The organism is Prevotella sp. P4-51, from assembly GCF_002251455.1.
In the GTDB taxonomy this organism is placed as follows: Bacteria; Bacteroidota; Bacteroidia; order Bacteroidales; family Bacteroidaceae; genus Prevotella.
The window spans coordinates 66,245-72,412 of sequence record NZ_NPJM01000076.1 but is presented as its reverse complement, the minus strand read 5'-3'; the positions used below and the strand labels follow the sequence as shown (position 1 = coordinate 72,412).

Below are 6,168 nucleotides of genomic sequence, written 5' to 3'. Positions count from 1 at the left end.
GCCGTGAAAGTATCTCTGATGGCAGAATTAACTGTGCCAATGCTAAAAGTCCTTGATTATTCATGGTACAAAGGTATAAATAATCTATAGAACCAAAGAATTATCCCCATGGTTTATCGGGTGAGCCAACTTCGGAGCACGTTGGTTTATTAGAGGCGAAATGCAACAAGACATATTTTACAGGCCCGAATGGACCTGCGGAAGATATAACGTAGAACATAAAGTGGCCATCATGTATAATCTGATAGAAGGTATGAACTATCTCTTTGAGGACGCTTCAGCCCTTGTTATCGGATGCATACTGGATGTTGAAAGAAACGCTACGTTTTCCATACACACTTTATCGCAGAAGACAGGAATCTCAGAAGCTAGTCTCATAGCTTTTACGGAGCCTTTGAAAAATGCAAATCTGATTACTGATGCAGCTCCCACAAGTGTAGACATACAGAACTATCGAAAGGCAGTTGGCTCTTGGAGGAAAAGTCAGAACTCCACGGCGGAACTTAGTCACACGCAAGAACAAATGCCCGTACAAATCACTACGGCAGAACGTGATTATATGGAACGAGTGGGCGGAGTGACAAGTGTAATGTTCGAGATGACATATAATTGCTCGGAGAAGTGCATCCACTGCTATAATATTGGAGCTACACGAAATGATAATGAGCAAAGTCACCGCGGCGACTCAACGGCATTGGATTTAGATGACTACAAGCGAATCATAGACCAACTTTACGATGAAGGGTTGGTAAAAGTCTGCTTGTCTGGAGGTGATCCTTTTTCAAATCCGTACACATGGGATGTAATAGACTATCTATATAAGAAAAATGTTGCAATAGATATTTTCACTAACGGACTCCGTTTGGTTGGACATGAAGACCGATTGCTCGCCTACCATCCTCGCAAAATTGGAGTTTCTATCTATAGCAGCCAAGATAAGGTACATGACTATATCACACGGATACCAGGATCTTGGAAGAAATCGATGGGCGTGATAGAGAAATTGTGTTGCTACGGAACGCCTATGGATGTGAAGTGTTGCGTGATGCGCCCTAATGTAAAGACATATAGGGGGGTGGCAGACATCGCCAAGAAGAATGGTGCAATGATACAATACGAAGTGGACGTTACAGACTCCATCGATGGCGATGCATGTGCCAGTTCTTATTTGCGTCTTACAAAAGAACAATACAAAATTGTATTGAGGGATATCAATGTGCCGTTGTATGTAGGCAAGGAATTGCAGAATTATGGCGGAATGAAGAGAGCGATGGAGGGATCTCCCTGTGGTGCAGGTGAACACTCATTTTGTATTACTCCGGATGGCAAGTTGATAGCCTGCTGTGCGTTTCATCTTTCCTTTGGCGATTTATGCAGTCAGTCACTACACTCCATCCTAGAAAATAGTGAAAAACTCAATCAATGGAACAATATTAATCTGTCTGATTATGAGGAATGTGGGCGCCACGACTATTGCAACTACTGCAATCTTTGCTCTGGACAAAACCTAGCACAACAGGGTTCGTATCTTAAAGCCTGCACAACAAGTTGTGAACTGGCAAAAATACGCCATGAGATGGCTATGGACATGATGGCAGGTAGAGATCCTCTTGACGGAATGAGCATAGACGAAGCTTTGGATGCGCTACCCGACTATAATGCCCAACGGCTTCACAGAAGAAACTAAGAAATGTGTACACATGAGATAGAAGGTAGGTGGGCAAACAGTTTTCCCCAAGAAATGAACTGCATCACATTATAATTTATTTTCATTATGAAGATGGATTTGAATATCAGCAAGGCTAGCTCTATCATGACTATGTCTTGTTGCCCAAAAGACACTGAGGGTACGTGCGGCATTGCTTGGCGTTCTTGGTAATTTCAAGCATTCCTGATGGGAGTGCATGCTTCCGAAATCGGGGGTATGCACTCCTTTTACCAACAATTTACATTTTACAATATGACAATAATAGAGAAACTTAAACAAGACCCTCATTATGAAGAATTCTTTAATAACGATGAGGGAAGAAATCTCCTTTGTGTAGAAATAGACAATATTCCATGTATTTTTTATAAAGTAGGAGAAAGCATTGAAGGCTTTAGCCGCATTTTGATAGATAAATTCAGTTATCCTGATTTTGCTAAGAAACTTAGTTGTAAAATCGTACAAGTGGAAGATTTTCTTAAAGATGAATTAAGCAAACGCAGCAATTAATTATGGTGTCAGTGCAAGCAATGGCGTGTCCATTTCATTCTATAATGAAGAATGGTGAGCCTCTTTTATATCCCTATATTTTATCTAAATCTGGAGATGTTACTATACATAACATCAGCCCCTGTCATGGCCGGAGTTTTATTGTAGACCAACGTGGCCAGCGTGAGTTTGTTGTAACAAAGGGCAATGGATTAAATTATTCGTCATCAACTTTTCTTAATACACGGGAAATGGGCGATGACACTTGGGGATTGTTACTACGAAAAGACGCAGAAAGGGATTTTCTGTTAGGCAATGAAATAAGCAGTTTGGGTATAAAAACAAACAAGATGGAGGCGGTAATTGAATTGGAGGCTGACATAGAGTTGCCCACAAACAAAATTGTTCACCCAGTACTGTTACAATATACAGTGGAGTGCCCCTATCGCATAGAGGATTGTGCATTCATGCCACAAAGAACACTATGGGAGGAAGTGATGCGCTGGGAACGACTTAATGAACGCGGATATGAAATGGCTTACCTCATCGCTGCAGATGTTCTGATACACAACCTTCGCATTCTGCATGATAATAACATTTTGCATAATGCTATTCATATTGGCAATTATACCTGGGCATTAGAACTGTTAGACTTTGAGTTAGCCTGTTCTCCCAAACATCCCTATGAAAATGAAGATTACCAGAGACATGCCGTTGATTTATTTGAAAGGGAAATCATTCACACATATGTTGTTATTAACTATATTGCTGGCTGTTTGCAAGAAGTTGTTGACTTCAAAGTATTGGATAAACTATTTAACAGATATGGATTTGATTTGAATGCCTATAGTGTAAACATTGAGAGAAAGGGTCCTCACAATCTGCAATGACAAACAGTTATTTGACGAAATCAATCGGATAAGAACAATTAACGGCTTTATCCAAGATCATTGACAAAGGTGCCCTTGAAGGTTTTTTCCGTAATGAAGGCAGAATGAACGACAATGTCAAAGCCTTGGCTATCGACTCACGCAGACTGCGACTCTACTGTCTACGCATATCTGACCAAATTCTCATACTTGGCAACGGCGGCATCAAGAACACACGCACATATCAAGAGGATGAGAAACTAAGCGGTTATGTGATGGACTTGCAGACATTTGACAGGGTGCTTGTCAAAGCACAAAAGTCAGGCAAAGTTACCATTGAGAAAAATATGATAACCGATATTCAAAGTGCTACTTTTGAAATATAACATACAGCTTATGATACAGAATGAATTGTTCAGACAGTGCCTCACCGCTATACCAGCTGAGCAGAAAGCAGAATTTGACCTTTCCTTTGGAATAGCAGAGCGCATCAGCGAAGTTCTAAAAAGCAAGAACCTCACTCAGAAGGATTTTGCCCACTTGCTGCACAAGCGAGATTCTGAAGTATCCAAATGGTTGACGGGCAGACACAACTTCACCATGCAAACCATAGCGAAGATAGAGACTGCACTGGGCTGCAAACTGATTTCCATCGTACGATGAAACCAAATACGCTCGAGGCCGAGCGCTATCTCAACCGATAGGGTTGGCTGAGACGTACACCTTATTATAATATATATAGCTGTTTCCCCCGACTCTGGCTCAGCGGTCAGTGTCGGGGGAATTTGCGTGATGGGAAACAAATAGCGGGGGGCAAATATCAAAAATCACACACATGAGAAGGCGATTATTGTTAATTTTGTAGGCGTAAAGAAATCTAACAATCACCACTCGCGGCCATGTTGCTGCGAGAAACATAACTATCTACGACATGAGAACTATTACTAAAAGTCTGCTCTGTGTGCTCTGCACACTCCTGAGCGTCACAGCCAATGCCGGGGACTATCGCGTTACCGACTTCGGAGCCAAAGCCGACGGCATCACGCTCAACACCAACATCATCCAGCATGCCATCGACCACGTGAGCAGCCACGGAGGCGGCAACCTGGTGTTTACGCCGGGCCGTTACCTTACGGGCACCATCTATCTGAAGTCTGATGTCACGCTGATGCTTGAAAACGGCGCCGAACTGCTGGGCTCTACCAATCCCTGGGACTATGACAAGAGTCCCGTGGTCAACTGGCAGTCGCTCATCTTTGCCTTCGGACAGAAGAACATCGCCATCCGTGGCAAGGGAACCATCAACGGACAGGGCGCACAGACCGCCTACAACCAGGTGGATATCATCAACCGCGGACTCTACGACGATGCGCTGCGCAACGGCCGCCCCTATGAGGGCAACCGCCCGCAGAACATCTATTTCCGTGAGTGCGACAACGTGGTGGTCGAGGGCATCACCCTGCGCGACCCCGCCAGCTGGAACCAGACCTACGACCAGTGCCGCAATCTGCTGGTCGAGGGCATCACCGTAGACAGCAAGTCGTACTGGAACAACGATGGCATCGACGTCGTAGACTGCGACGGCGTGGTGATACGCCACTGCACCATCGACGCTGCCGACGACGTGTTCTGCTTCAAGTCCCACTCTGCCGGCCACATCTGTCAGAACGTGGTGGTCGAAGACTGCGTGGGCCGCTCCAGTGCCAACGGTCTGAAGTTTGGCACCGTATCACGCGGAGGCTTCCGCAACTTCAAAGTCAAGAATCTTACCATCTATAACACGTATCGCTCTGCCATCACCTTCGCTACTGTCGATGGAGGTATCATCGACAATATCGAGGTCGATGGCGTGCGGTCCATCAACACCGGCAACGTAATCTTCCTGCGTACCGGCGAGCGATGGAACAAGGGCAAACGCCCATCCATGAGCAACATTACCATCCGCAATGTCTATGCTGAGATACCCTCTTTCAAGCCCGACGCTGGCTACAGCTATGAAGGACCGGTAGAGGATATGCCGCGCAACATCTCGCCGGCCAGTATAGTGGGCATCCCCACCTGCAAAATCAAGAACGTGACGCTGCAGAACATCGAGATAGTCACCCCCGGCGGCGGCAACCCGCTCTTCGCCTACCGCGGCACCACGGCCAAAGACCTCGACAGCATCCCCGAGATGATTAAGTCTTACCCCGAGTTCTCCCAGTTCAAGGAACTGCCTGCATGGGGCTTCTATCTGCGCCATGCCGAGAATGTCACCTTCGACAACATCGTCTTCCGTGCGCTCAAGCACGACTACCGTCCGGCCATCGTAGCCGACGACGTCAAGGGACTGACCCTGAAAGACATGCAGTACATAGAGCCCGACAGCAAGGGCAAGGTACAGGAAGTGCTATACCACTCTACACGCAACAAGTAACACCTAAACCATAACTATTATGAACAAGATAAAGACTCTGCTCTGCGCCACCCTGCTGGCCCTGACTTCCATCTCGGCCATGGCCAAAGACTATCAGGCTGTAGCCTTCGGCGTGAAGAGCGACGGAGTGACCAACAACACCCGCTCCATACAGCATGCCATAGACTATATCTCTGCTCAGGGCGGCGGACGCCTCGTCTTCTACGTAGGCCGCTACCTCACCGGAAGCATCGAACTCAAATCGGGCGTAACCCTCGTGATACACGAAGGAGCCGTGCTCGTAGCCTCCCCCTCGGTCTACGACCATAAGGGCAGCCCCCGCCGCGCACTCATCCATGCCCAGGGACAGCACGACATAGCCATCACCGGCAAGGGCATCATCGACGGCAACAGCCGCGCGCTCATCGCCGACATTGCCGAGCAGACCGCTCGCGGATACGCCGACGCCAATGCTGAGGTGCCTGCCCTCGTCGCCCTCGACCGCTGCAAAGGCGTGCAGACAAGCGGTGTCACCCTGCAGAACTATGCCTGCCCGCCACTGCAGTTTGACCACTGCCACAATGTCCAGGTCACAGCCGTGACCCTGGGTCTCTCCGACGCCGCCATGCCTCTCTATGAGGCCAAGGAGTGTGGAAAGATGACTGTCAAAGACTGTCTTACACAGCCCCGTTATTAACCTACTACCCAAC

At 47.1% G+C, this 6,168-nt stretch carries 7 protein-coding genes; all 7 read left to right on the top strand.

Annotation, left to right across the window (positions count from 1 at the left end; all coding sequences use genetic code 11):
* The first annotated feature begins 232 nt into the window (after positions 1–232).
* The 7 genes from CIK94_RS13870 (at position 233) to CIK94_RS13840 (ending at position 6,155) form a co-directional block, all read left to right on the top strand.
* Entirely contained in the window at positions 233–1,687 is a 1,455-nt protein-coding gene (locus CIK94_RS13870; protein WP_158216590.1) for a radical SAM protein, read from the top strand.
* Positions 1,688–1,960: 273 nt separating this feature from the next.
* Positions 1,961–2,215: a hypothetical protein gene (locus CIK94_RS13865; RefSeq protein ID WP_144008420.1), complete on the top strand. Its 255-nt coding sequence runs from the start codon at positions 1,961–1,963 to the stop codon at positions 2,213–2,215.
* Positions 2,216–2,259: 44 nt separating this feature from the next.
* Positions 2,260–3,084 (top strand): hypothetical protein, encoded by an 825-nt coding sequence (locus tag CIK94_RS13860; RefSeq protein ID WP_144008419.1) that lies wholly within the window; start codon positions 2,260–2,262, stop codon positions 3,082–3,084.
* 104 nt (positions 3,085–3,188) lie between these two features.
* Positions 3,189–3,449, top strand: coding sequence for a hypothetical protein (locus CIK94_RS13855; RefSeq protein WP_094423387.1), 261 nt, complete (start codon positions 3,189–3,191; stop codon positions 3,447–3,449).
* Positions 3,450–3,459: 10 nt separating this feature from the next.
* Positions 3,460–3,726: a helix-turn-helix transcriptional regulator gene (locus tag CIK94_RS13850; RefSeq protein ID WP_094387383.1), complete on the top strand. Its 267-nt coding sequence runs from the start codon at positions 3,460–3,462 to the stop codon at positions 3,724–3,726.
* Positions 3,727–3,994: 268 nt separating this feature from the next.
* Complete coding sequence (locus CIK94_RS13845; protein ID WP_094423386.1) at positions 3,995–5,479, top strand: glycoside hydrolase family 28 protein; 1,485 nt, start codon at positions 3,995–3,997, stop codon at positions 5,477–5,479.
* 19 nt (positions 5,480–5,498) lie between these two features.
* Positions 5,499–6,155, top strand: coding sequence for a glycosyl hydrolase family 28 protein (locus CIK94_RS13840; RefSeq protein WP_094423385.1), 657 nt, complete (start codon positions 5,499–5,501; stop codon positions 6,153–6,155).
* Positions 6,156–6,168 lie beyond the last annotated feature (13 nt).

What these genes read in the sequence shown, in the direction of transcription:
- CIK94_RS13855 (WP_094423387.1), top strand. Translation starts at nt 3,189, where the DNA reads ATGAACGACAATGTCAAAGCCTTGGCTATCGACTCACGCAGACTGCGA.
- CIK94_RS13865 (WP_144008420.1), top strand. Translation starts at nt 1,961, where the DNA reads ATGACAATAATAGAGAAACTTAAACAAGACCCTCATTATGAAGAATTC.
- CIK94_RS13870 (WP_158216590.1), top strand. Translation starts at nt 233, where the DNA reads ATGTATAATCTGATAGAAGGTATGAACTATCTCTTTGAGGACGCTTCA.
- CIK94_RS13860 (WP_144008419.1), top strand. Translation starts at nt 2,260, where the DNA reads ATGAAGAATGGTGAGCCTCTTTTATATCCCTATATTTTATCTAAATCT.
- CIK94_RS13845 (WP_094423386.1), top strand. Translation starts at nt 3,995, where the DNA reads ATGAGAACTATTACTAAAAGTCTGCTCTGTGTGCTCTGCACACTCCTG.
- CIK94_RS13850 (WP_094387383.1), top strand. Translation starts at nt 3,460, where the DNA reads ATGATACAGAATGAATTGTTCAGACAGTGCCTCACCGCTATACCAGCT.
- CIK94_RS13840 (WP_094423385.1), top strand. Translation starts at nt 5,499, where the DNA reads ATGAACAAGATAAAGACTCTGCTCTGCGCCACCCTGCTGGCCCTGACT.